The organism is Bacillus sp. ISL-77 (assembly GCF_018613105.1).
In genome coordinates, this window is record NZ_JAGGQY010000036.1 from 229312 (window position 1) to 253157 (window position 23846).

Annotated in this window: 22 protein-coding genes and 1 pseudogene; 19 read left to right on the plus strand and 4 right to left on the minus strand. The window is 37.3% G+C overall.

The genetic code is table 11. The features are described from left to right. Positions 1-18 precede the first annotated feature (18 nt). Positions 19-348 (minus strand): helix-turn-helix domain-containing protein, encoded by a 330-nt coding sequence (locus J7E77_RS14885; protein WP_214715342.1) that lies wholly within the window; start codon positions 346-348, stop codon positions 19-21. A gap of 279 nt (positions 349-627) precedes the next feature. On the opposite strand from J7E77_RS14885, the gene map reads away from it, so the two are divergent. Next, positions 628-1377, plus strand: a complete 750-nt coding sequence (gene map / locus J7E77_RS14890; RefSeq protein ID WP_214715343.1) for a type I methionyl aminopeptidase — start codon at positions 628-630, stop codon at positions 1375-1377. 36 nt (positions 1378-1413) lie between these two features. On the opposite strand, the gene J7E77_RS14895 is transcribed toward map, so the two are convergent. After that, the gene (locus tag J7E77_RS14895; protein ID WP_066251264.1) at positions 1414-1638 is read right to left on the minus strand and encodes a DUF1128 domain-containing protein; all 225 of its coding nucleotides are present in this window, start codon (positions 1636-1638) and stop codon (positions 1414-1416) included. A gap of 237 nt (positions 1639-1875) precedes the next feature. Here J7E77_RS14895 and J7E77_RS14900 point away from each other — a divergent pair, with 237 nt between their 5' ends. Continuing rightward, positions 1876-2247, plus strand: a complete 372-nt coding sequence (locus tag J7E77_RS14900) for a YtxH domain-containing protein (protein WP_214715344.1) — start codon at positions 1876-1878, stop codon at positions 2245-2247. A 14-nt stretch (positions 2248-2261) separates the two neighbouring features. Beyond that, complete coding sequence (locus tag J7E77_RS14905; protein ID WP_180247385.1) at positions 2262-3098, plus strand: YihY/virulence factor BrkB family protein; 837 nt, start codon at positions 2262-2264, stop codon at positions 3096-3098. Between the two features lie 236 nt (positions 3099-3334). On the opposite strand, the gene J7E77_RS14910 is transcribed toward J7E77_RS14905, so the two are convergent. Then, positions 3335-5248, minus strand: coding sequence for a heavy metal translocating P-type ATPase (locus J7E77_RS14910; RefSeq protein ID WP_214715346.1), 1914 nt, complete (start codon positions 5246-5248; stop codon positions 3335-3337). A 176-nt stretch (positions 5249-5424) separates the two neighbouring features. After that, complete coding sequence (locus tag J7E77_RS14915) at positions 5425-6603, minus strand: MFS transporter (RefSeq protein ID WP_214715348.1); 1179 nt, start codon at positions 6601-6603, stop codon at positions 5425-5427. Positions 6604-6788: 185 nt separating this feature from the next. Here J7E77_RS14915 and cax point away from each other — a divergent pair, with 185 nt between their 5' ends. The 16 genes and pseudogenes from cax (at position 6789) to J7E77_RS31185 (ending at position 23531) form a co-directional block, all read left to right on the plus strand. After that, positions 6789-7829 (plus strand): calcium/proton exchanger, encoded by a 1041-nt coding sequence (cax, locus tag J7E77_RS14920; protein WP_214715390.1) that lies wholly within the window; start codon positions 6789-6791, stop codon positions 7827-7829. A 383-nt stretch (positions 7830-8212) separates the two neighbouring features. Then, positions 8213-8827, plus strand: coding sequence for a YczE/YyaS/YitT family protein (locus J7E77_RS14925; protein ID WP_214715350.1), 615 nt, complete (start codon positions 8213-8215; stop codon positions 8825-8827). A gap of 130 nt (positions 8828-8957) precedes the next feature. Beyond that, positions 8958-9728, plus strand: coding sequence for a YfkD famly protein (locus J7E77_RS14930; RefSeq protein ID WP_251026962.1), 771 nt, complete (start codon positions 8958-8960; stop codon positions 9726-9728). A gap of 132 nt (positions 9729-9860) precedes the next feature. Next, complete coding sequence (locus J7E77_RS14935; RefSeq protein WP_088085809.1) at positions 9861-10058, plus strand: SE1561 family protein; 198 nt, start codon at positions 9861-9863, stop codon at positions 10056-10058. A gap of 197 nt (positions 10059-10255) precedes the next feature. Beyond that, a complete protein-coding gene (locus J7E77_RS14940) occupies positions 10256-11797 on the plus strand; it encodes a fumarate hydratase (protein ID WP_285290571.1) in 1542 nt (513 codons plus the stop codon). 657 nt (positions 11798-12454) lie between these two features. After that, positions 12455-13447, plus strand: a complete 993-nt coding sequence (locus J7E77_RS14945) for a nuclease-related domain-containing protein (RefSeq protein ID WP_251026960.1) — start codon at positions 12455-12457, stop codon at positions 13445-13447. Between the two features lie 26 nt (positions 13448-13473). Further along, positions 13474-14241, plus strand: a complete 768-nt coding sequence (pdaA, locus tag J7E77_RS14950) for a delta-lactam-biosynthetic de-N-acetylase (protein WP_214715357.1) — start codon at positions 13474-13476, stop codon at positions 14239-14241. 88 nt (positions 14242-14329) lie between these two features. Continuing rightward, positions 14330-15085, plus strand: coding sequence for a class I SAM-dependent methyltransferase (locus J7E77_RS14955; protein WP_214715359.1), 756 nt, complete (start codon positions 14330-14332; stop codon positions 15083-15085). Between the two features lie 153 nt (positions 15086-15238). Next, positions 15239-16618, plus strand: a complete 1380-nt coding sequence (gene rlmD / locus J7E77_RS14960) for a 23S rRNA (uracil(1939)-C(5))-methyltransferase RlmD (protein WP_214715360.1) — start codon at positions 15239-15241, stop codon at positions 16616-16618. 470 nt (positions 16619-17088) lie between these two features. Next, complete coding sequence (locus tag J7E77_RS14965; RefSeq protein WP_214715361.1) at positions 17089-18078, plus strand: LacI family DNA-binding transcriptional regulator; 990 nt, start codon at positions 17089-17091, stop codon at positions 18076-18078. Between the two features lie 111 nt (positions 18079-18189). After that, a complete protein-coding gene (locus J7E77_RS14970) occupies positions 18190-19164 on the plus strand; it encodes a substrate-binding domain-containing protein (RefSeq protein ID WP_308160621.1) in 975 nt (324 codons plus the stop codon). 79 nt (positions 19165-19243) lie between these two features. Continuing rightward, positions 19244-20758: a sugar ABC transporter ATP-binding protein gene (locus J7E77_RS14975; RefSeq protein WP_214715363.1), complete on the plus strand. Its 1515-nt coding sequence runs from the start codon at positions 19244-19246 to the stop codon at positions 20756-20758. Further along, positions 20751-21728 (plus strand): ABC transporter permease, encoded by a 978-nt coding sequence (locus tag J7E77_RS14980; RefSeq protein ID WP_251028076.1) that lies wholly within the window; start codon positions 20751-20753, stop codon positions 21726-21728. Before J7E77_RS14975 ends, J7E77_RS14980 begins: the two co-directional genes overlap by 8 nt. A gap of 11 nt (positions 21729-21739) precedes the next feature. Then, positions 21740-22774 carry a Gfo/Idh/MocA family protein gene (locus tag J7E77_RS14985; protein ID WP_214715364.1) on the plus strand — a complete coding sequence of 345 codons (1035 nt, stop codon included), beginning with the start codon at positions 21740-21742 and terminating at the stop codon, positions 22772-22774. Between the two features lie 136 nt (positions 22775-22910). Then, positions 22911-23000 (plus strand): annotated as a pseudogene (locus J7E77_RS30615) (VOC family protein); the annotation flags it as partial. A 408-nt stretch (positions 23001-23408) separates the two neighbouring features. Next, positions 23409-23531, plus strand: a complete 123-nt coding sequence (locus J7E77_RS31185) for a hypothetical protein (RefSeq protein ID WP_285290573.1) — start codon at positions 23409-23411, stop codon at positions 23529-23531. The last annotated feature ends 315 nt before the right edge of the window (positions 23532-23846 follow it).

Here is a 23846-nt window from a genome sequence, read left to right on the forward strand (position 1 = left end):
AGACCTTTTCACAGGTTATTATTTATCGTCGTTTTGATTAATACGCCACTTGTTAAATTCAAGAAAATCACGAAATTGTTCTTTGGAAACACCAGAATTCATTGCATCTTTGACAAGATTCATCCAATCAATGTCTAATTCCGCTTTATTGACTTCTTCATGTATTAAATGATCAATAGGTATATTTAAGACAACTGCAATTTTTTCAAGAAACTTTATAGAAGGATTCTCTTGTTTGTTATTTTCAAGGTTACTTAAATAAGATTTTGCCACGCCTGCTTGAGCAGCAAGTTCGGAAAGTGACATTTTCTTTTCTAAGCGGAATTTTTTTACGCGATCACCGATCATAATTCTCACACACCTAATTATTATTCACTTTACATTAATTCTATCAAAAAGAATAGAAAAGTACCATATTAAGAACAAAGGAATATGACAAAAATATGAACTTCGAGAAAAAGTTTCACCAATAAAGTATTTTTGAAAAATTAACAGGATAGGGTTAATATTAATATTGTTGCCAATAGTGGTCAATTGTATAATTCACTAAAAGGATGGCTTTTAGACGAATAACAATTTTGAATATTATACATAAAAATAAACAAAAAGGAAGGGGACCCTCCTAAAATGATTGTCCTTAAATCACAACGTGAAATTGAAGCAATGAAAAAGGCAGGAGAAATACTTGCAGCTTGTCATAAAGAAATTGGAAAATTAATCAAACCAGGTATAACCACTTGGGAAATCGATGAATTTGTTGAAGGATTTCTTAAGAAAAATGGAGCGACACCAGAACAAAAGGGTTATAAGGGTTATGAATATGCAACCTGTGCAAGCATAAATGACGAAATATGCCATGGCTTCCCAAGGAAGGAGTCTTTAAAAGATGGGGACATTGTGACAGTGGATATGGTTGTCAATTACAATGGTGCCTTGGCTGATTCCGCTTGGTCCTACGCAGTAGGAAAGGTATCTGAGGAAACCGAACGTTTATTAAATGTTACAAAGGAAGCACTCTATAAAGGGATAGAACAGGCGATTGTCGGCAATCGAATCGGGGATATCGGGCACGCAATTCAAACCTATGTTGAAAGCGAAGGTTTTTCTGTTGTTCGAGACTTTATTGGTCATGGGATTGGAGCAGTGATACACGAGAAGCCGGATGTTCCGCACTACGGACTGCCAGGAAAAGGCGCAAGAATTAAAGAAGGTATGGTCTTTACAATTGAACCCATGGTTAATGTAGGTAGATACCAAACGAAGATGGATAACAATGGCTGGACGGCAAGGACCATTGATGGGAAATATTCAGCACAATACGAACATACACTTGCGATTACAAAGGATGGACCTGTCATCTTAACTGAACAGGAATAAAAACAAACCCGTTATGTGCAATAACGGGTTTTTAGCTTATTTTTTTCGGAGGCTTCCAAGCTCTTCTACTAAGGCCTGCATTTCATTAGGACTAAATGAATTTTTTCTAAGGACCATATCATAAATCTCTTTTAATTCCTCGTACATTTCTTCATCAAAATGCGAAGGTTTTATGGCTCCAAGGTTTAAAACCTTTAGCTTTTCCTTTATTTGCTCAATCATATATTCGACATTCTCAATTGATTTTTCTGATAAGTTCATTTGGGTCACCCTTTCCGCGAATTATTATGTCCATCTTTTCATGTTGAAAATTATATGTCAATAAAAAATTCCTAGGAACGCCCCCCAATTTAATTTAGCCAAAAAAATGGATAAAAGTATCAGTTGGACTTGCGTGGCCATCCTCTATGAAGCAAAATAAATAAAAGAGGGTTTTGGTATTATTATCATCGGGTATTATTGATGATAATAATAATTAAGATTAAAGGAGAGGTTAACATGACAAAGAAAAATCAATTTTGGCGCGGAATGTTACTTGGAGCACTTGCTGGCGGGGCAATCAGCCTTTTAGATAAACAAACACGTGAAGTGATGAAAGAAAACGTACAAAAAACCACTACTAAGGTTACCTATATCATGAAAAATCCAGGAGAGATTACTGATAAGGTGAAGGAAACTGCAGAAAAATTAAAGACAACCGTTAAGCAAGTCAGTGAGGATATATCTTATATAACAGATAAAGTGGAAGAATTACGAGAGATAACACCTCAGGTAACGGACATTTTAAAAGAAACGAAGGAAACATTCTCAAAAAGTGACGAAGCACTCCTTTTTGAAGAAGTGTTAGGAGAAGAAAAAAAAATTCATTAAAAAGGAGGATGGAAATGGAAAAGGTGGGGAATGTTCGCTCATCTTTATTAAAATTACTTTGGCACCGGGTCGATGAAGATGATCTACCTGGATTAAGTGCACAGCTAGCATATTATTTTCTACTGTCCCTATTTCCGCTCCTGATTGTTTTATTTACGCTCCTTCCATATATTCCAATTCCCCATCAGGATATGCTTGGGATCGTAAGGGATTTTGCACCTGTCGAGGCCATGGACCTAATTGAAAAGAACGTCCATGACATAATGAATCATCGGAATGGCGGGTTGTTATCGTTCGGGATCATCGGTACGATTTGGTCGTCATCGAACGGTATTAATGCGATTGTGAAGGCTTTTAATAAGGCATATAATGTAAAGGAAAGCCGCTCGTTTATTGTCTCTAGAGGGATGGCTATTCTTTTAACTTTTGGTATGATCTTTGTTTTAATTCTGGCGATTGTTCTTCCTGTATTCGGCAGAGAAATAGGTGTTTTTTTATTTTCTCAAATGGGCTACACGACAGAATTTATTAAGGTATGGGACACATTAAGCTGGCTAGTTAGTGCGATTATTTTGTTTCTCATTTTTACAGGATTGTATTGGATTGCACCAAACGTAAAAATAAAATGCCGGAGTGCCTTTCCAGGGGCAGCTTTTGCTACCGTGGGCTGGATTATTTCCTCGATTGGATTAACCTTTTACGTTGGAAATATCAGTAATTATTCGCTCACCTATGGCAGTATAGGGGCAATTATTGTCTTAATGATTTGGTTATACATATCGGCATTTATTATTATATTAGGTGGAGAAATTAACGCTTTTTATAGTGAAAAGAATCGTAAGAATTGCTAATAGTTTCCTTCATGAAAATAGCCCATCTGTTCAAACTAAGATAGAAGGCAAACTAACTTCAGGGAGGTTCTTATTATGACAAAGAAGACTAAAAAAGATGGCGGTACAAAGCAAAAAGGTAAAGGTAGTAAAGGAAATAAAACTTCGGGGTCTGCGAACGGCTCGAATGGCTATCACTAATGGGTTAAATCCCATATGAAAATAAAAAGACCGGATGAATGTTCATCCGGTTTTTCCTATTTAAGCAATCGAAGACTATTTAGAATGACTAAAATGGTACTGCCTTCATGACCGATTACTCCATATGGCAAATCGAGCATCTGAAAGAAATTCGATGAGATCAAGATCATGATTACAGTTATAGAGAAAACCACATTTTGTTTAATGATTCTATTCATGCGTTTGGAAAGATCGATGGCCTCGGCAATTCGCGGCAAATCATTTTTCATTAGGACAATATCAGCAGTCTCAAGGGCAACATCAGTTCCTCCGCCCATGGCAATACCGACATTGGCAATTGCTAGCGCGGGTGCATCATTAATCCCGTCACCTACCATTGCCACAGTTTTATACTTTTCTTTCAAATCCTTAAGTTTTTCTACTTTTACTTCAGGTAAGCATTCGGCGAAAAATTCATCTACATGGCTTTCAGAGGAAATCGCTCGTGCTGTTTTTTCACTATCCCCAGTAAGCATGACCGTATGAATACCTTGCTTTTTTAAATGATCAATGGCAAGTTTTGTTTCCTTGCGAACTACATCCTTCATGGCAATGATCGCACTCAGTTTACCATTTATTTCAATGTATACAAGTGTATTGCCAAGACTTGCAAGATCCTTTGCCTTACCTTCAGCAAACTTGTCAACATGATTATTGCCAATAAAGGCAGCCTTACCAATTTTCCACTGCTCACCGTTAATTGTCGCTTTAACACCCCAGCCTGGTACATCCTCAAGACTTTCTGGATAAAGGAGATCCTTATTAATGCTTAATTTAACATAATTCACTATCGCGGTTGCAAGCGGATGGTTAGAATGGCTTTCAATTGAAGCTGCTTTCCAAATAAGGTCCTCTCGATCAAGTCCTTCCTTAACAATCACTTCAGTTACTTCTGGTTTCCCTTTGGTAAGTGTTCCCGTTTTATCAAAGGCAATTGCCCCTAGATGGCTTAAATTTTCAAGATGAACCCCACCTTTTACCAATATCCCATGTCTCGCTCCATTTGAGATGGCGGATAAAGTGGCCGGCATAATAGAAGCAACAAGTGCACAAGGGGATGCAACCACCAATAATATCATTGCCCTGTAGAAGGCTTCTTGCCAACTCCAGCCTAACATAAAGTGGGGAAGGAAAAACATTAATAAAACAACGGATAGGACAACTTTTACATAGGCTCCTTCAAAACGTTCAATAAACAGCTGTGAGGGAGATTTCTCGCTTTGAGCTGATTGAACAAGCTGTATGATTTTGTGAAAGAGGGTATCATGACTCGCTTTTGTCACTTTAACAGTAATTGAACCAGTCATGTTAACGGTACCCGCGAAAACGTCTTCCTCAGTTCCTTTTGAGACAGGCATGGATTCGCCGGTTATTGCAGCTTCGTCGATATTCGTTTGTCCTTTGATGATGATTCCATCAGAAGGGACACGTTCCCCAGGCTTAATTAAAATAAAATCACCGACACGGAGCACTGAAACAGGAACCTTTTTTTCATAACCATTTGAGATAAGCAAGGCTTCTTCTGGCTGAAGCTTCATTAAAGAGGAAATTTCCTTGTGACTTTTATTCATGGTATAGGTTTCTAATGCTCCACTTACAGCAAAAATGAAAATTAGAACGGCACCCTCTGTCCAGTAACCAATAATTGCTGAACCTATGGCAGCAAAAATCATTAGCATTTCCACATTTAATTCTTTATTTTCATAGGTGGCTTCTATGCCTTCTTTAGCCTTGGCAAACCCGCCAATGATAAATGCCAGCAGGTAAGCAATAATGGAATCTGCTCCATTTCCGTACTTATCCAATATCCAGCCAGCAGCAATGAATCCACCGCTTAATCCAGCAGCAATCAATTCTGCATGCGGTTTGATTTTTTCTAAGAAACCTACTTTGTGAATACTCTTTGTTAGAGTCTTTGCTTCTGAATTCATAGGATCTCCCCCTCTCAATTTCCTAGTTGATAAGAATAATCAAAATCAATCCCCTTAAAAAATACGAAAGCTGTCATCAAAAGGATGACAGCAACAATTCTTAATTTTATCTTTATTTTCTTTCATCTTACCACATATTTTATGCATTAGATATGAATTTGCTCCACAATCTTCCATTAAGAATTTTGTTGTTCGAAAACCAATAAAGTCTTTTTTCCAAAAGCAAAGATGATGATTGATAGGGTCAATAGCATTGTACTAATGATATAGAAGAAACTCACATTTTGAGAGAATTTAATGAACAATCCCCCGATGATTGGACCACATAAGCTTCCAAGACTAAAAAAGATGCCGCATAACAAATTTCCTGTCGGTAGTAGGTTCTTTGGAACTAAATCTGTCATGTAACTAATGCCAAGCGAAAAGGTCGAACCGACTATCATCCCAGAAATGAGGAAAGCTACAAACAGCCCAATAAAGGAATGCACAAGAAAACTAGCAGCTGTAAAGCTGAAAAATCCAAGAAATAATATAGTTATTAAGATATTTCTACGCCCAACCTTATCACTAATAATTCCTAACGGAAGCTGGGTAAGGACACTGCCGATTGCAAAAGCAGATAACACCATTGAAACACTGGATACATCTATATTCATTCTTAATGCGTAGACAGGAAAACTTCCGTTTAAGGAGGATTCTAAAAAGCCGTAGGAGAATGGAGGTAATAAAGCAACCCATCCAAATTTTAATGCCTTTCTAAACTGCTTGATTGTGGCTAGAAATGAATTGATACCAACTTCTTGTTCAGGCAGTTCATTTTTAAGAGTAAAAACAAAGACCCAACCAATAAAACATAAAATCGAGGAAACAATAAAGGGCAGTGATTGATTTACGTTTACTAATGGTGTCATTAATGGCCCGGAGGCAAAACCAATCCCGAAGAACAGACCATACAGAGAAATATTACGTCCCCGCTTTGCAGCTGGGGAGGAGGAAGTAATCCAAGTCTGTGTGGCAAAATGGAGGGAATGATCGCCAATGCCAATCAGTAATCGGAGAGCAAACCAAAACCAAAATGTCTCCCATAATGGAAATAAAGCAAGTGAAACAATTACGATCCCGCCACCATAGATAATAACCGGTTTATAACCGTATTTTCTGAGAGGCATTTCCATGAAAGGGGACACAAGTAGAATTCCAATATAAAGTGCAGTAGCATTTAAGCCATTTAATGAAGGTGAAACGCCACTTTTTTCAAAAATTACTGCGATAAGCGGCAACAGCATGCCTTGCGAAAAACCAGATATGGCAACAATACTAACAAGAATCCAAAAACGAAGGTTATTTTTATTCATAGAACTTCCTCATTCAAATATTTTTAAATAGTTCCTAAATGATGGTAACGAGAAAATCCGCCATTTGCAAGTGAACAAACTCCCTAGACTTTTATGATTAGTTTAGGTAAATTAGGGTACAAAAGGAAAAAATATATATATTAGAAATCCGAGAATTTGGAGGGAATACGGTGAACAAGATTTTTATGCTTATGACACTTATTGGGGTGCCACTTTCAGTTATTGGCTCGCTCATGCATTGGTCAAATATCATCTTATTTATTATTTACTGTTTAACCATTGTTGCATTAGCCAGTTATATGGGGAGGGCAACAGAAAGTCTTGCGATTGTGGCGGGGCCACGGATAGGCGGTTTGTTAAATGCCACGTTTGGAAATGCGGTTGAGCTTATTATTTCTATCTTTTCGTTGAAGGCAGGACTTGTTGGTATTGTTCTTGCCTCATTAACGGGTTCCGTGTTAGGCAATTTACTACTTGTGGCAGGACTATCTTTCTTTATTGGAGGATTAAAATTTAAGAGGCAGACATTTAATGTGTACGATGCACGTCACAATTCGGGACTGCTTATGTTTGCTGTTATAATCGCCTTTGTTATTCCAGAGGTTTTTTCGATAAATATGAATGAGACAAAAACACTTTCCTTAAGTGTTGGCATATCAGTCATTCTGATTGTCCTTTATCTAGCGGCCTTATTTTTTAAGTTGGTTACCCATCGAGGCGTGTATCAGCCCAGTACTGAAAAAGTGGCTCATGAGGAAGAAGTACCAGAATGGGGAAAAGGAAAGGCCATCGCCGTTCTTTTCATCGCTACATTGGCGGTCGCATACATTTCCGAGCGTCTTGTTCATACCTTTGAATATGTAGGGGATACTCTTGGTTGGTCTGAATTATTTATCGGAGTAATTATCGTGGCAATTGTTGGTAATGCAGCAGAGCACGCTTCGGCTATAGTGATGGCATTTAAAAACAAAATGGATATTGCGGTGGAAATCGCAATTGGTTCTACCTTACAAGTGGCTATGTTCGTCTTACCTGTACTTGTTCTGATCTCTCTTTTCTTTGATACCACGATGCCGCTTCTTTTCAGCTGGCAGGAATTAATTGCAATGGTTTCATCGGTTCTCCTTATGGTTGTTATCTCTAACGATGGAGAAACCAATTGGTTTGAAGGGTTAACTTTACTGGCTGCCTATTTGATTATGGGAATTGGTTTTTACTTACTCTAATTTACATTAAAGAGACTCTAAGCCTAATGGTTTAGAGTCTCCTTTGAAATATATACTATTTTTAAATTCTTCCATGTACGGAGTTAATCATCTTGCATGGACTATCATAATAAAATATCTTTTTTGTAGGGTTAAGTATCAATCGCTTTTCTTTGGGCCATCAATCACCAACCTTCATGTTTATTTAGATACATGAACACGAGTGTTGAATCTCATATAAGACGGGAATCCCAACCTCCTTAATATTAATTAGGTAAATGGGTAGCAGATTGATTACAGCCCTCCTTACTTGATAGATTAAGTATATTATATAACGAAATTTTAATTTTGTAAATGTTCTGATTATTACATTTATGTTACTTTTCCCCTAAAAGGAGCCACAAATGAAATTATTAATTAGGTTTTTATTTTTTATTTTAGGTTTAGCTATTATGACTTTCGGAGTATGTATGACCATTGAAGTAGCCGATATAGGTGTAGGAGCATGGGATGCACTTAATGTAATCCTAACTGAAAAGGTTGGGTTATCAGTGGGAAAATGGGTGATGATTGATGGAGCGGTTTTAGTCATCGTAGTTTCTCTTTTATTAAAAAAAAGACCGGATCTGCTTTCATTACTAACTATTATTATTATTGGTTCCTTAGTTGATTTTTGGCTAGACACTGTTTTTGATTTATTTCAAGTCAACCAACTTATGGGGAAAATTGGGATGTTAATGATGGGCATCTTGATTATTGGATTTGGTGCAGCCATTTATATTCAGGCTAAGTTCCCACAAAGTCCAATCGATAATTTTATGTTGGCAATCAAGGAACGTTTTCATGTTAATTTAATGGTTGCAAAAACGATTGGGGAAATTACAGCCTTAATTCCTGCATTTTTTCTGCATGGGCCTATTTCATACGGGACCATAATTATCACCTTTACGGTAGGGCCTGCCATTCAACTGTTTTTTCCATTTTTTGAAAAATTAATGGTCCGTCTTCAGGCGAAATAATGAAATTACTTGCTTGGATGGATAAAATATATCAACTCCGAAAAAACTACTATCAGACTGATTAATGCTATTAGTGAAAGGAGTTTAACTCGTGAAGAGAAATGTCTCTGTTCTTTTGACACTGCTATTAATGTTAACTTTTATTCCGTCAGGGTATGCACAAAAGGTTCCGGTGAAAAAAGTCTCGGTTAAATATCAAGTCCCAGCTTCGGTTCGGAATATCACCAAGGAAAATACTTATCCGAATTCGACACAGGATCTGCCATTACTGCAACCAAGTGAATTAACTAAGAAGTTGATTAATTCTTCAAAGGTCAAAATTGAAAATCCTGATTTAATCCGGATGTTGAATGAATCGAGTATTAATAGCACACCATTTGCGATTGGTTATCGCGCTATCGTTTACTTAGGCCAGTGGCCCTTGAATTACGAATCAACCGAAACCTCCCCGAATTGGGAGTTCCAAAAAATAAACACCAATTATTTCGATAATCGTGGCGGTAAAGTGCCGTATCAGATTAAGTATGTTCAGGAGTCGCAAAAAATCATCAGAGGCGGTCTAACGGCTAAAATCGCCAATGCCGAAGATGTGAAAAAAATGATGCTATTAAAGGCGATGGAAAAAACGAATCTTCCACTTTCGTTTGATACGATTATTGGAGCAGGAACAAAGAATGATCATATTTATAACATCCCTCCTAACCGCCTAGGCTACTTATACGCTTATGCACCAGGTGTGAATGAAAAAGGAAAAGTAACCTACGGTGAAGTCTACTTAATGCTAAAAGGAAGCAAAAAGTTTATCGTAATTAAAAATGTCACGTCCCAAGGGATTGGTGCATGGATTCCTGTACAGGATTATGTTTCCTTTGGATTTGCTGCATCTGAAAGACCAAGATGACTTTAAAGTTGAGGACTCCTCCGTAAAGGAGTCTTTTTATTTTTTAAAAATAGGGCAAAATAATAATAATCGATTGTCAAAGTATAAATTTTTCGGTAGGATGAGAACGTTAACGAAAAGGAGTGAATCAGTTTGGGTAATCCAATTGAAGATAAAAATACACAAGTGAATTTTTTAAAACAACGTTTAAACATGTTCATTGACGTGCTCGATGCCATTGATCCTGAAGATACGGATCTTGAAGATATTGACCGCTTAATTTCAATGTTAGATGATATGGAATCAAAATGCAGAGAATTTAATAATCGCGAAGTGAGTGAGTCTGTTTAATCAACAGGCTCTTTTTTTATTTTGGAGGGAGGTGAGTTTCCTTATCCAAAATTTACATGGTTTTTTTTCCGATTAACATGGCAACGGTTGCAAGCTAATCCTTTAATTCTAGAGGGTATAGGAGTATAATATAAACGTGCAAAAACGTTGAAAATTGAAAAAGATTATTGGGGAACATAGGGAGAGGGGTACTCGAATTGAATATTTCTAAATTTCAAGAAAGCATGTACAAGCTAGTCGTAGAAACATCAACAAAACTTCCTAAGGATGTACGCCGGGCCGTTAAAAGGGCGAAGGAAATAGAAAATGCTGGAACAAGTGCGGCGATGAGCCTTGCGACGATTACAAACAATATCAAAATGGCTGACGATCAAGTGTCACCGATCTGCCAGGACACCGGTTTACCAACCTTTAAAATCAAAACGCCAGTTGGTGTAAACCAGTTAGAAATTAAAGAAGCGATTCGCAATGCCATTGTTTTAGCAACAAAAGAAGGAAAATTACGCCCGAACTCGGTTGATTCACTCACAGGTGAAAATAGTGGTGATAATCTTGGTGCAGGGGTGCCAGTTATCAAATTTGACCAATGGGAAAAAGACTATATCGACGTTCGTCTTATTTTAAAAGGCGGCGGTTGTGAAAATAAAAACATTCAATACAGCCTACCATGTGAAATAGACGGTCTTGGCCGCGCTGGACGTGACCTAGATGGAATCCGTAAGTGTGTCATGCATTCCGTATATCAAGCACAAGGACAAGGCTGCAGTGCTGGCTTTATTGGCGTTGGGATTGGCGGCGACCGTTCCTCTGGATATGATTTAGCCAAAGAACAACTATTTCGTTCCGTTGAAGATGTGAACCCAAATGAAGAACTTCGCAAGTTAGAAGAGTATGTTATGGAAAATGCAAATAAATTAGGAATTGGCACCATGGGCTTTGGCGGCGAGGCAACTCTTTTAGGGTGTAAAGTCGGTGTGATGAATCGTATTCCAGCAAGCTTTTATGTGTCGGTTGCCTACAATTGCTGGGCATTCCGCCGTTTAGGTGTAAGTGTGAACGCGGAAACAGGCGAAATTAACGAATGGATGTACCAAGACGGGGAATTCATTGATTTTGCTGAGGAAGAGGCAGCGAAGGAAACGGCAGCTACATCTGAGGATGTTATCACGCTTGAGGCGCCAATTTCCGAAGAACAGATCCGTGCCCTTAAAGTTGGAGATGTCGTTCAAATTAACGGCATGATGTACACAGGCCGTGATGCAATTCATAAGTATTTAAGTGATCACGAGGCACCAGTTGATTTAAATGGACAAGTTATTTATCATTGCGGTCCGGTTATGTTAAAGGATGACGCTGGTGAGTGGCATGTTAAAGCTGCGGGTCCGACAACAAGTATTCGTGAGGAACCTTACCAAGGCGATATCATGAAGAAGTTCGGAATCCGCGCTGTCATTGGTAAAGGCGGCATGGGGCCGAAAACACTGGCTGCTTTGAAAGAGCATGGAGGCGTGTACCTTAATGCCATTGGCGGTGCGGCTCAGTATTACGCAGATTGCATCAAATCTGTTGAAGGTGTCGATTTAATGCAATTCGGTATTCCGGAAGCAATGTGGCATCTGCGTGTAGAGGGCTTCACAGCCGTAGTAACCATGGACTCGCACGGAAACAGCTTGCACGCCGACGTAGATAAATCTTCCTTAGAAAAATTAGCCCAGTTTAAAGAACCGGTTTTTAAATAAGGATATAGTGTTGTGAGGATAGATGTGAGATATTGCGTCTATCCTTTTTTGTTTCTGGAGAAGTAGTTTGTAAAAAGGTATATGGGTTAAAAATCCAGGAAATGTCGTAAGTTTCGTAAAAGATGTAGTAAGAGCCTGAAAATATGTAGTAAGAGTCTGAAAATATGTAGTAAGAGTCTGAAAATATGTAGTAAGTGCCCAAAATTATGTAGTAAGTGCCAAAAAATATGTAATAAGTATCTGAAGATTGAGGGGTTACCAAATAATATCCAGGAAATGTCGTAAGTTCTGTAAAATATGTAGTAAGAGTCTGAAAATATGTAGTAAGTGCCCAAAATTATGTAGTAAGTGCCAAAAAATATGTAATAAGTATCTGAAGTTTGAGGAGATTACCAAATAATATCCAGGAAATGTCGTAAGTTCTGTGAAATATGTAGTAAGAGTCTGAAAATATGTAGTAAGTGCCAAAAAATATGTAATAAAGATACGGATTTTGTGGCTGATTCCCAGATATTATTCTAAATTTTGTGGGAAACTTCCCTAGGAGCAAAAATAGACACAAAAATGTCATAACAACTACTGAAAAAGTGGAGGTGGATTAGGATTTCTATTGAAAATATACTATTAAATACAAAGGAGGAATAAATCTTGATTGAAATGGAACTCACCCCACCCACCTTTTTACTACAAGCTGAGACTTTAGAAAGACGGATAGCAGATAATCATAGAAAGATGCAGGATGTAAAGGCCAAAATTAGAATTTTAAGATCCGGGTACAATGGAGAAAAAACAATCAAATATTATCTGGACCAAATTCCAGAACACAAATATCATATTTTTTACGGGCTCCGCCTCCCCATAGGTAATACTTTCTTCCAAATTGACACGCTTCTACTTTCAAATAAATTCATATTAATCCTTGATGCTAAAAACCATTCTGGAACGTTACGCTTCGAAATAAATCAATTGATTCATGAATATGGGGACAATAGAGATGTTTATGAAAATCCAGTTGCCCAAGTAAATCGACATAAAATTTTATTAAGATATTTATTTGAAAAATTTAAAATACCTCCTGTCCCCATCGAAAATCTTATAACAGTTTGTAAACCATCAACTGAAATTATTATCCAGCAAGGTTATCAAGAAGCAGCGCAAAAAGTCATCAGAGCTTATGATTTATTAAAAAAAGTAGATGAATTAGAGGAAAAGTATACTGAAAAAAAGTTAAATCAAAAGCATCTTAATCAAATGATTAACCTTTTAAAAAAACAACACACTCCTCAAAAAATTGATATTCTTAATTTTTTTCAAATTACAGAAGACGAATTAATCACAGGAGTGCAATGTCCAAGATGTTTATACGTCCCCATGGATTATAGAAGGTCAAAATGGATATGCCCTGAATGTCTCTTATTTTCAAAAGAAGCATCCATTAATGGTATTAACGATTACTTCTTGCTGATTAAAACCTCATTTAGCAATCCTGAAATCCGGAAATTTCTTCTCTTGCCATCTTCGAGATCGACCACATCATTTCTACCAAAATTAAACCTTCCCCAAACTGGTACAAAAAGAGGCCGAATCTACCACCAACCAACATTTCCTTTTTCCACCAATCATGTTTTTTCACCTAAAAGCAAACAATAATATAAACAAAAATAGGGGGAACATGGATGAAAAGATTATTATGCATCCTCAGTATGCTGCTCGTATTGATACCTCAGAGTACATATGCGGCTGTTTCCAATCAGCCGGTCCATTGGGGCTTTAAAAAGGGTGTTAATGAACAGCCAGCAGAAGCAGGGGCCGAGCTTGATCAGCTGATCGAAAAATACGGGGCTTTTTATAAAAGTAACCCTAATTCAAAGACACTTTACCTTACCTTCGATAACGGATATGAACAAGGTTATACCCCTCAGATTCTTGATATTTTAAAAAAGGAAAAGGTACCTGCAACATTTTTTGTAACTGGACATTACCTGCTCTCAGCAGAGGATATCGTTAAAAGGATGGTAAAAGAAGGGCATATTGTTGGTAACCATTCGTGGCATCATCCAGACCTCACAGCTGTAAGTGACGAAAGGATACGTGAAGAGCTGGAAAAGGTCCGCGTTAAAACGAAAGAATTAACGGGTCAAAAGGAAATGAAATATCTCCGCCCGCCAAAAGGAGTCTTTAGCGAGCGAACGATGCAAATTGCTAAAGAAGAGGGCTATACACATGTTTTCTGGTCCCTTGCCTTTGTCGATTGGAATGTGAACCAGCAAAAAGGCTGGCAATATTCCTACGACAATATCATGAGACAAATCCATCCCGGTTGTATACTGCTATTACACACTGTTTCAAAAGACAATGCCGATGCACTTGAAAAGGCGATTCAGGACTTAAAGAAAAAAGGCTACAAGTTCAAAAGCCTGGATAAGTTTCCGAAGAAAAAATAATCAAAGGCAAAGGCGAATTTATTCAATAATTCGCCTTTTAATGATTCATTTTATAATATACAATATTATCCAGTGGGAGGGGGATATAATGAAATCAACAGAAAAATTTACCGACAAGGCAGAAGTCTATGCAAAATATCGCCCAGGTTATCCGGATGAATATATACTATATTTACTCGAAGCAACTAAGTTAAATGAGAATTCGATCATAGCGGATATTGGATCTGGGACCGGTATATTCAGCAGGCAATTACTTGAAAGAAACGTAACTGTTATTGGTGTGGAACCAAACGATGAAATGAGAGAGAAAGCAGAACAATCGTTAAAACAGAATGCCCGGTTTATTTCGGTAAAAGGTGAGGCTGAACAAACCACTTTGCAGGATAAAAGTGTTGATTTAGTGACGGTGGCACAAGCATTTCATTGGTTCGAAAAAGACAAATTCAAATTGGAATGTAATCGGATTTTGAAACCAGATGCAAAGGTTGCGCTTGTGTGGAATAGTCGAGATGCATCAAGTGATTTAAACAAGGAAAGTAAAGAGATTTGCCAAAAGTATTGTCCGAATTTTAAGGGGTTCAGCGGCGGGATGGACGAAACTCAGGAAGTTTATCATCAATTTTTTAAAGATGGAATTTATGATTTTAAAAGTTTTCGAAATGACTTGGAATTAGATTTTGAAGGATTTTTGGGAAGATATTTGTCCGCTTCCTATTCTCCGAAAAAGACGGATGTGGAGTATGACCTCTTTATAACCGCCCTATCAAACTTATTCGAAATGTATAGTCACAATGGGCAAATAATATTACCAAATATCACACGAAGCTACTTGGGAAAGGTGTAAGTTATCAATAGTTATCAATGCCGAATCATGGAGATTCGGTTTTTCTATGTAAATCATGCTATAATACGGGGTAAAATTAAAATGAAACTATCTGTAATGAAGAAACAGTTACTGGGGTTCTTTGAATTTATGGAATAATTTGGAGTGAAATAGATGAAAACTGATCAAAATATCAAAATCGAACTAAATCAAACCTTTCCGCTGACTATCAAAAGGCTCGGCATTAATGGGGAAGGCGTAGGCTATTTTAAAAAACAGGTTGTCTTTGTGCCGGGAGCCCTTCCAGGTGAAGAAGTTGTGGTAGAGGCAACCAAGATTAACCCTAAATTTGCTGAGGCAAAAATCAAAAAAATCCGCATTAAATCCCCGCATCGTGCCCTGCCGCTTTGCCCGGTGTATGATCAATGTGGAGGATGTCAACTACAGCACTTGAAATACGATCAACAGCTTAAGGAAAAACGTGATATTATCATTCAATCACTTGAGCGCCATACGAAAGTCGACATCAACAAGCTCGACATCCGTGAAACAATTGGTATGGAAGACCCATGGGGATACAGAAACAAGAGCAGTTTTCAAGTCAAGGCAATCGACGGCAAGGTATTAGCCGGACTTTATGGCCTTAATTCCCATCAATTGATTAATATTGACGAATGTGCTGTGCAGCACGCGCAAACAAATGAAGCAACATCTGAAGTTAAGCGGATTTTAGAGGAATTAAAAATTCCCATTTATAATGAAAAATCTAGAAAAGGTATTATTCGAACCATTGTCACTCGTGTCGGCATCCAAACTGGAGAGTTGCAAATAGTTCTGATAACAACACAAAAGGAATTGCCAAAAGTAGACACTATCATACAGGAAATCCAAAAACGTCTTCCGCATGTAAAATCAATTGTCCAAAACATAAATGGGCAAAAAACGTCCCTTATTTTTGGAGAAGAAACGCTCCCATTAGCGGGTGAAGATTTCATCCAAGAAACACTGGGAGACTTACAATTCGAGCTTTCAGCAAGGACCTTCTTCCAGTTAAATCCTGTTCAGACAGTAAAGCTTTATAATGAAGTGAAAAAAGCAGCAGCACTGACTGGCGAAGAAAAAGTATTAGATGCCTATTGTGGAGTGGGAACTATTGGCTTATGGCTTGCTGACCAGGCGGGAGAAGTCCGTGGGATGGACGTCATCACAGAATCGATTGAGGATGCGAAGAAAAACGCAAAGCGCCACGGAATTACTAATACTAAATACGTACCTGGAAAGGCAGAAGAGGTCCTTCCTAAATGGGTCAAAAAGGGTTGGAAGCCCGATGTCATTGTAGTCGATCCACCTAGAACCGGCCTAGAGGGGCAGCTCATCCAAACCATCCTTCAGGCAGAACCAAAAAAGTTGATATACATCTCATGTAATCCTTCAACTTTGGCTAAGGACATTCAGAACTTAAGCGCGAAATATGAAGTAAAATATATCCAACCAGTGGACATGTTCCCGCATACGGCACACGTTGAGTGCGTTTCGCTGATAGTTTTAAGATAAAATAGCCTAGCCATAGATGCAAAAAATGCATCCATGGCTATTTCTATTATTTAGAGTGAAGGTTTAATTGTATCATGTTAGGGTAATTAGCTCCTATGGACTCATTCAACATTTAATAATTCATCCTCATTACAGTGGAAATCACCGGGATATCCCCCTGTGCCTAATTCAATGGCTTCAATCCCTTTTGAAGAAACATAGATTAACATGTCTTCCAAACTTTTATCGGAAAATAATACGGTAAAGACAGACACCTAATCTCAATTGAAGTACACCCCTTACAGTTTATTATCTGAATCTTGAAAAATGTAATCCATTACATTTTTAAGATATTAGAATTAGTCAATTAAATCAACCATTTTATTTTATTGAAAAATTTGTATTGACAGAAAATTTGGAACATATTACTATAAAAATGTAATCGATTTCAAAAATATGTACTATGAATTCAAAGAAAGTAGGACAGTGAAATGGCAAACATCCAGCAGGTTGCTAAACAAGCGGGAGTTTCTGTTGCAACAGTATCAAGAGTACTTAACGGTCAAAATACCGTATCTATAAAAACAAGAATGAAAGTCGAAGTTGCTATTAAAAAATTAAATTATGAACCTAGTTTGTTAGGGAGAAATCTAAGAAATTCAGAAAGTCGGCTTCTTTTGATTTTAATTCCAACCATCTCGAACCCTTTTTATTTAGAAATTATTAAAGGAATTGAAAAGGTTGCGATTAGTCAAAATTATAGTATTCTCTTGTGTGAAACCGATTCCAACAATGAGAAAGAGAATATTTACTTCGATTTAGTTCGTAAAAAGATGGCAGATGGAATTATTTCAATGGATCCTACTGTCAATGTTGAAACACTGAAAAAGCTTGCAGAAGATTATGCGATTATTCAATGTAGTGAGTATGAAGAATGCAGCGGGATTCCTTATGTAACCATTGATAACGAAGAAGCCTCTTACCGGGCAGTTAAGCATCTGATTCAAATTGGCCACAAAAAAATAGCCCTAATGAATTCGGATGAAAAATATTTATATGCTCGACAACGGAAAATGGGTTACAAACGTGCGTTGGAAGAGAATGGAATTTCTTTAAAAAATGAATATATCATTCCTACCCAACACTTAGGATTTGAAAATGGGCAGCAGGCAATGAAAAAGATCTTGAATTTACAAGACCGACCAACTGCAGTATTTGCTGTATCTGACCTTTTAGCCATTGGGGCGCTCAAAGAAATAAATGCCTCTAGTTTGCACGTACCTAACGATATAGCAGTAGTAGGTTTTGATAAAATTGATTTTTCAAATATGACAAACCCTACTCTAACAACCATTGCCCAACCGATGCATAAGATGGGAACCATTGCAGCGAGGATGTTGATTGATAAAATTAAAGGGGAAGAAGTTGAAAGCATTATATTAGATCATGAATTAGTGATACGAGAGTCCACATCAGGATAATACATCTAAGATCAGCGCTCTGCCATTAAAAGAAATTAATAGTAGAACGCTGACCTTAGATGTAATCGATTACAAATACATATAGGGAGAGCTTTTTAAAAAAACAAAGGGGTGAATGTTTTGAAGAAATTTCTAGTCTTAATTTTGTCTTTAGTAACAATGTTTAGTTTGGTTGCATGTAGTAATGATGCAGGAAGTTCCAAAGGTGGAGAAGAGGATGATACGCTGAAAATTGGTATTTCATTACCAGCGGCTACACATGGTTGGATGGGAGCTTTGATTGATAGTGCTGAAAAGCAAGCAAAGGCACTGAAAGAAAGTGATGGCATTGAATACTTGATGACGAATGCTGCTGATCCAAATAAGCAAGCAAATGATGTTGATGATTTAATCGCTCAAGATGTGGATGTTATCGTTATGCTTCCAATTGAGTCTGCAGCACTTTCTCCAGTAGGGCAAAAAGTTAAAGATGCAGGGATTCCTTTAGTTATTGTTGATCGTGAACTTGAAAATGATGCAGCTACTGTAGTTGTAAAAGGTGACAATGAAGGTATCGGCGTCAATGCTGGTAAATACTTTGTAGAAAAGTTAAATGGAAAAGGAAAAGTAGTTGAAATTACTGGACCGCCAAGTTCAGTTACTGAACAACGTGGAGCAGGCTTTAAAGAAGCAATGGAAAGTTCAGACATTGAAGTGATCGCTTCACAAAGTGGAGATTTCTCAACTGAAAAATCGTTAGAAGTTATGCAAAATATTTTACAAGCTCATCCACATATCGATGCTGTGTTCACACAGGATGATGGAATGGCTCTAGGTGTACTACAAGCAATTAAAGAAGCTGGCCGTACCGATATTAAATTTGTTACAGGTGCTGGCGGCGGAAAGGCTGTATTTGAAGATATTCAAGCAGATGGCTTAATTACAGCAACATTCTTATACTCTCCAACAATGGTTGAAGATGCAGTTAAAATTGCAGCAGACATTGCAAAAGGTAATGATCCAGCAGAATCAATGGTTGTAAAAGAAGCTACTCAAGTTACAAAAGAAAATGTTGATGAGTTCTATGATCCAGAATCAAAATTCTAAATAATTGTTCGGAGATACAATGATTGGAGATACAGTTATTGTATCTCCTCTTTTCCTAAAAAGGAGGGATGAAAACGCCATGACTACAAGTCCTTTTTTGACAATGACCAACATTGAAAAATCGTTTAATGGGGTACCAGTGCTGAAAAAAGTAACGTTAAATGTCCAGCAAGGCGAAATTCATGCATTGTTAGGAGAAAATGGTGCCGGTAAATCTACACTGATGAACATTTTAGGCGGCGTTCATCAACCCGATAATGGCTCCATTCACATTAATGGCCAAGAAGTAAGAATGTCTAATCCAAGAGTATCTCAGGAGCAAGGGGTCAGCTTCATTCATCAAGAACTTAATGTGGTATCTGATCTCAGAGTCTATGAAAATATGTTTTTAGGTTCAGAACTTCGAAGTAAATTGGGATTCTTAAAAGTAGAAGAGATGTGCATACAAACGAATGAAATATTAGCAAAGCTTGGTGTTGATATCAACCCTAAGGAATACGTCAGAAATCTAGAAACCTCTTATAAACAATTAATTGAAATATCAAAGGCGTTGCTACATAAATCTAAACTGATTATTATGGACGAACCTACAACATCGTTAGCGGAACATGAAGTTAAACGTTTATTTGAATTAATGAAGAACTTAAAGAAATCAGGCGTGTCGATTATTTATATTTCTCATAAGTTAAAGGAAATCAAGGAAATTTGCGACCGTTATACGGTGTTACGTGATGGAGAACTTGTTGGGACTGGCAGTATTGATCATGAGGATTTAGATACGATTACCAAGTTAATGGTAGGTAAATCTATTTCTCAAGATAGATTAGTTCAAAAGCATTCCTTTGGACCCCTTGTTTTAGAAGTAAATAACTTAACGAGTCAAGGATTATATAAAAATATTAACTTTACCCTACGAAAAGGTGAAATATTAGGTTTTACTGGCTTGGCTGGGGATGGCAGAACAGAGCTTTTTGAAAGCTTATTTGGTTATCGAAAAAAATACACTGGTGAAATTAAAATTAATAACAAGCTGGTAAAGATAGATCATCCACGAAAAGCGATAGAAGCAGGCTTGGCACTTGTTCCGAAGGATCGGAAAGAAAATGCAATCATAAAAGATTTAAGCGTGATTCATAATATGAGTTTATCGTCCATCGGACATTTTGAAAAGTCTGGTTTTATCCAGGAAAGGCAAGAAAAGGAGAAATTCCAATATTATAAGGATAGGCTGAACATTAAAGTTCACAACCCGCGTATAACAATCGATAAGTTAAGCGGAGGAAACCAACAGAAAGTTATTATTGCTAAATGGCTTGAGGTAGATACGGATATTATTATTTTTGATAATCCAACACAGGGGATTGATGTTGGAGCGAAGCAAGAGATTTATCAGCAAATTGTCTCATTAGCAGAACAAGGGAAAGCCGTTATTATCTTATCTTCAGAGGCACCAGAAGTACAAAAGATTTGTCATCACATCTATGTCATGTACCAAGGGGAAATCACAGCCCGATTAAAGGGAGAAGAAGCAACAGAAGATAAAATTATGAGTTATGCAACTGGCTCAAAAAGGGAGGCCGAAAAAATTGGCTAATGTTAATACAATGAAACAACCTAATCAGCAAACCTCAACTACAAAAAGTCGCCTCTCTTGGCTATGGTCGGAGTATAGCGTCATTATTGCCTTCTTAATTATTTTTGTTGCAGCATCGATATTAAGTCCTAGATTTCTAGATATCAATAACCAACTAAATATATTAATGCAAGTTTCGATTATTGGAATTGTCGCTTTAGGTATGACCGTTGTTATGCTTTCTGGCGGCATTGACTTATCGGTTGGATCAGTACTCGTATTAGTCGGTGTCATAACCGTTTTAGCCCTAAATGCAACTGGCAGTATTTTGGTTGCGGTATTAACTGCTTTCGTAGTCGGTTCATTCGCAGGATTTTTAAATGGATTAATGGTTGCGAAAGGAAGAATTGCTTCGTTTATTGCTACCTTGGGGATGATGGCTGCCGCGCGATCCATTGCCTTATATATTGCAGAAGGTGGAAGTATTTCAGGGGAAGTTTCTAGTTTCACTGATATTGCTAATAGTGATTTATGGATTTTTGATTATCCTGTCATTATTTTCTTTGTTATGACAGCCCTTGTTTACATTTTAATGCATAAGACTCGCTTCGGACGTTATGTATATGCTCTTGGCAGTAATGAAAAAGCAGCGCTTCTTTCAGCAATCCGAGTAGACCGCGTAAAAATTGGTGTCTATAGCTTGGTAGGATTACTTGTGAGTGTTGCAGCTATCATTGAAACATCTCGATTAAACTCGATTTCTTCTTCAAGTTCAGGAGTTCAATATGAATTAGATGCGATTGCTGCGGTTATCATTGGTGGTACAAGAATGACGGGTGGCCGTGGTAAGATTATGGGTACATTTTTTGGTGTGCTAATCTTAGGTATTCTGAATAACATGATGAACTTAATGAATGTTTCTCCACACCTCCAAGGGTTCGTTAAGGGATTAATTATCATCATTGCAGTAGTATTCCAAAAGAGAGAATAGGGGGGAATCCTTTGGGTTTAAAAGTAGGAATTATTGGTTGTGGCTCGATCACTAAATTACGCCACGCACCCGAATACAAAGCTAATCCCTATGTGGATGAAATCATTTTTTACGATCGGAATCTAGACCGAGCCACCGAACTTGCTAACCAGTTTGGTGGTAGTGTAGCTCAAACAGTAGAAAAGTTACTTGCGGATCCAACGGTTGATGTAATAAGTGACTGCTCTTCGAACGAGTTTCATCATATCTTTTCTACAAAGGCATTACTAAGCGGAAAGCATGTTTTATGTGAAAAGCCGATTTCTTTAACAGTTAAACACGCAGAGGAAATTATCGAAGCTCAAAAAAAATCTGGAAAAAAACTAATGGTTGATCATAACCAGCGATTTACTAAGGCCCATCAAAAGGCTAAGGAAATTATAAAAAATGAAGAGCTTGGAAAAGTACTTACCTTTCGAACAACATTTGGACACTCTGGACCGGAACAATGGGGTGTCGATAAATCAAATTCTACATGGTTCTTTAAAAAGGAACGCTCAAGTCTTGGAGTGGCAGGAGATTTAGGGATTCATAAGGTTGATCTACTACATTACTTATTAGATGATGAAATCGAGCAAGTTAGTGCTTTTCAAGGCGCTCTTGACAAAGTTAATGAACATGGTGAACCCATTGAAGTATGCGATAACATCGTATGTAGTTTAAAAACGAAAAATGGTCGTTTGGGTACAGCTTCCTTTTCTTGGACCTATTACGGAGATGAAGACAATAGTACCATTATTTATTGTGAAAAAGGTATTGTGAAGATTTATCATAGTGACAACTATCAATTAGAAATAATGTGCAAAAATGGGGAAAAGGTTAAATATAAACTAGAAAGAATCCAAACAAATGATAACCAAACTAATAGCGGTGTCATCGATGCATTTGTTGAATGTGTTCGCCTAGATCAATCGCCACTTGTTACAGGCAAAGATGCACTAGTTTCGCTAAAAGTAATTTTAGGTATTATTGAAGCAGCAGAAAAAGGTAATGTTATTACAATTTAATAGAGTTTCTCCTTTACTCTATAGTTAAAATAATATTTTTCAAAAAATTGTATATATTTCTGGTGAGGTAATATATTAGACTTTGGCTCAAATTGAAAAGCTGTCATCATCCATGTAATCTTATTAGAAGGAAATCATGGGAAGATTAGTTCATTTCGAAATTCATGTGACTGACATTGAACAGGCAAAGAAGTTGTATGGAGAGGTATTCGGATGGTCATTTCAAGTTTTTGATCATAATCTTTCATGAAAAGCCTCCTGATTATAAGGTAATGTGTAATCAACTTTCAAAAGTGGAGCTCTACCTGAGTGTTTAAAGTTATGTCTATATAGGCTTAATAATTTGTGTGGTCTTATATTAATAAGAAAAAGTATATCTTCTATGGATTGTTTGGTCTTGCGATTAAACAATACCACAAAAAGAACATACTTTTTCATTTTTTATGCCTTTTTTGGAAGCTCTTAAAGAGCATCGCAGAGCGATTTCGTTCTTCTCTTACTTTAGAGGGAACAGAACCATCCCTGATTTCCTAAACTGCATTTTTTTTGTAATGGGCAGGCTTTCCTCTGGTAGTTCAATCCTCCATGTTTATTAACGATGAAGATATAGAATAGAGCACCTACAAGGAGTAAGTTGGCAATAATCGAGGGATTAAGTCAAATTGCCGGGAAAGAATATATGGGATATACTACGTATGGCTCAGAAGGCTTTTTGTCACTTGAAAATTGGGGCCAATTAAGAGGCGGAGCTCTATGATTTGTGAGGTGGGTTTTCAAGATCAAGAGATGCTAGAAGAACTTCGTAAAATGTAAGATTTGCTCACTAATTCAGAAGGAATTTTCAAAATTATTATAAATCTTTGAGATTGTAGTGTGATTATTCCTTCTAAGTAATTTCGGACTAAATTTTAAGGAAATTCAACAGTTTCTTCCTGGATTGTTAACAAAGTAAAAAAGTAAACTCACCAAACATCTCATGTGTTGCCACATACACTCTGCACATGTGGAGTGCGTGTCGCAACTCATTTTAAAGAAAGGCAACTAACCCTCTAAACTGGCACCCATGTCAAGG

Coding starts and splice junctions, on each gene's coding strand:
- J7E77_RS14885 (WP_214715342.1), bottom strand. CDS start 348: ATGATCGGTGATCGCGTAAAAAAATTCCGCTTAGAAAAGAAAATGTCA.
- map (WP_214715343.1), top strand. CDS start 628: ATGATTGTCCTTAAATCACAACGTGAAATTGAAGCAATGAAAAAGGCA.
- J7E77_RS14895 (WP_066251264.1), bottom strand. CDS start 1,638: ATGAACTTATCAGAAAAATCAATTGAGAATGTCGAATATATGATTGAG.
- J7E77_RS14900 (WP_214715344.1), top strand. CDS start 1,876: ATGACAAAGAAAAATCAATTTTGGCGCGGAATGTTACTTGGAGCACTT.
- J7E77_RS14905 (WP_180247385.1), top strand. CDS start 2,262: ATGGAAAAGGTGGGGAATGTTCGCTCATCTTTATTAAAATTACTTTGG.
- J7E77_RS14910 (WP_214715346.1), bottom strand. CDS start 5,248: ATGAATTCAGAAGCAAAGACTCTAACAAAGAGTATTCACAAAGTAGGT.
- J7E77_RS14915 (WP_214715348.1), bottom strand. CDS start 6,603: ATGAATAAAAATAACCTTCGTTTTTGGATTCTTGTTAGTATTGTTGCC.
- cax (WP_214715390.1), top strand. CDS start 6,789: ATGCTTATGACACTTATTGGGGTGCCACTTTCAGTTATTGGCTCGCTC.
- J7E77_RS14925 (WP_214715350.1), top strand. CDS start 8,213: ATGAAATTATTAATTAGGTTTTTATTTTTTATTTTAGGTTTAGCTATT.
- J7E77_RS14930 (WP_251026962.1), top strand. CDS start 8,958: ATGTTAACTTTTATTCCGTCAGGGTATGCACAAAAGGTTCCGGTGAAA.
- J7E77_RS14945 (WP_251026960.1), top strand. CDS start 12,455: ATGGAACTCACCCCACCCACCTTTTTACTACAAGCTGAGACTTTAGAA.
- pdaA (WP_214715357.1), top strand. CDS start 13,474: ATGAAAAGATTATTATGCATCCTCAGTATGCTGCTCGTATTGATACCT.
- J7E77_RS14955 (WP_214715359.1), top strand. CDS start 14,330: ATGAAATCAACAGAAAAATTTACCGACAAGGCAGAAGTCTATGCAAAA.
- rlmD (WP_214715360.1), top strand. CDS start 15,239: ATGAAAACTGATCAAAATATCAAAATCGAACTAAATCAAACCTTTCCG.
- J7E77_RS14965 (WP_214715361.1), top strand. CDS start 17,089: ATGGCAAACATCCAGCAGGTTGCTAAACAAGCGGGAGTTTCTGTTGCA.
- J7E77_RS14975 (WP_214715363.1), top strand. CDS start 19,244: ATGACTACAAGTCCTTTTTTGACAATGACCAACATTGAAAAATCGTTT.